A 1584-nucleotide genomic window follows, 5' to 3' on the forward strand; every position below is an offset into this window, starting at 1 on the left:
GACGAGATCCGCCAGATAAGAGGCCGACGACACGTCGGCCATCGTCTCCTCGCCCGGCAATTGCGGGATCGTATCGACATAAGGCAGCTTTGCCTCGGTGCCCCATTGGATCAGCGGCACGATCTCCGCCGGATTGTCGAACGCGCCGATGGCGAGGCCAACGCCGTCCGGCGCGGTGAAGGTCAGCGGCGTGCCGCAATCGGCGCAAAAACCGCGATCGACATGGTTGGAGGAGCGGAAGTATTTCGGCTCGCCGCGCGTCCAGTCGAGCCGGGCGCCACGCACCGAAACCAGCGGCGCATAGAACGAGCCGAACGCCTTCTGGCACATGCGGCAATGGCAGACCGAAGCGTCGCCGAGCGCGCCTTCAACGCGAAAGCGCACCGCGCCGCACTGGCAGCCGCCGGTGTAGACCGGCCGGTTGTCGAGGCTCATCACCGCTCACTCCGGGACATGGCAGACGGCCTCGACATTGTTGCCGTCGGGATCGAAGACGAAGGCGCCATAGTAGCTCGGGTGATAATGCGGCCGCAGGCCTGGCCCGCCATTGTCCTTGCCACCGGCGGCAAGGGCTGCGGCATGGAAGGCATCGACCTCGGCGCGGCTGCGCGCCGTGAAGGCGACGTGCTGGTGATCCCTGGGCTTGTCCTTGCCGGTACTCAGCCAGAACACCGGCCGGTCACGGCCATAGCCGCCGACCTTGGCACCCCCGGTATATTCCAGCGGCACCATGTAAAGCAGCGCCGCACCAAGCGGGGCCATCGCCTTGTCATAGAAAGCCTTCGAAGCGTCGAAATCGGCAACGGTGATGCCGAGATGGTCGATCATCTTTTTACCTCCCAGGTGGTGATGCGCTCGCCAGTGACCGGATCCTTGCCGTCCTTCAACTGTACACCTTGAGCCAGCAGTTCGTCGCGGATGCGGTCGGCCTCGGCCCAGTTCTTGGCGGCGATGAATGCGAGACGCTTGGCGATTGCCTTGGCGACGTGGTCTTCATCAACCGTCGCCGACGCGACATCGAAGCCGAGGAACAGCAGCGACGCCTTCAGCGCAGCCGCCGCATCGTTGCCGTCCGCTGCCTCGCCAGCCAACTGCGTCAAGACCTGGAAGGCGGCATAGGTTGCGAGATCGTCCGACAAGGCATCGATGACCTGCACGGGCAGCAGTCCTGCGGCGGCCGGCGCAAGGTCGGCCGCCCGCTTCCATTTGCGCAGCGTGTTCTCGGCCTCTTCCAGCTTGCGCACGGAAAAGTCGATCGGTTCGCGATAGTGCGTCATCAGCATTGCCAGCCGCAGCACCTCGCCCGGCCATTTGCGGCCGCCGAACGTCTCGGTCTCGAGCAGTTCGTTGATCGAATAGAAATTGCCGACGCTTTTCGACATTTTCTGACCTTCGACCTGCAGGAAGCCGTTGTGCATCCAGATGTTGGCCATCACGTCCGTGCCATGGGCGCAGCGCGACTGGGCGATCTCGTTCTCATGGTGCGGGAAGATCAGGTCGAGGCCGCCGCCATGGATGTCGAACACCTCGCCGAGATAGGCGGCCGACATTGCCGAGCATTCGATGTGCCAGCCCGGCCGACCC

At 64.1% G+C, this 1584-nt stretch carries 2 protein-coding genes and 1 pseudogene; all 3 read right to left on the reverse strand.

The annotated features are described in order from the left end of the window. The coding region (locus tag EN906_RS33565; RefSeq protein ID WP_164777585.1) for a GFA family protein at positions 1-435 on the reverse strand (435 nt) is incomplete at its 3' end. 6 nt (positions 436-441) lie between these two features. Further along, positions 442-828 (reverse strand): VOC family protein, encoded by a 387-nt coding sequence (locus EN906_RS33570; protein ID WP_127268542.1) that lies wholly within the window; start codon positions 826-828, stop codon positions 442-444. Beyond that, positions 825-1584 (reverse strand): annotated as a pseudogene (locus EN906_RS33575) (cysteine--tRNA ligase); the annotation flags it as partial. The gene EN906_RS33570 and the pseudogene EN906_RS33575, both read right to left, overlap by 4 nt.

Source organism: Mesorhizobium sp. M7A.F.Ca.CA.004.06.1.1 (genome assembly GCF_003999135.1).
Lineage (GTDB): Bacteria > Pseudomonadota > Alphaproteobacteria > Rhizobiales > Rhizobiaceae > Mesorhizobium.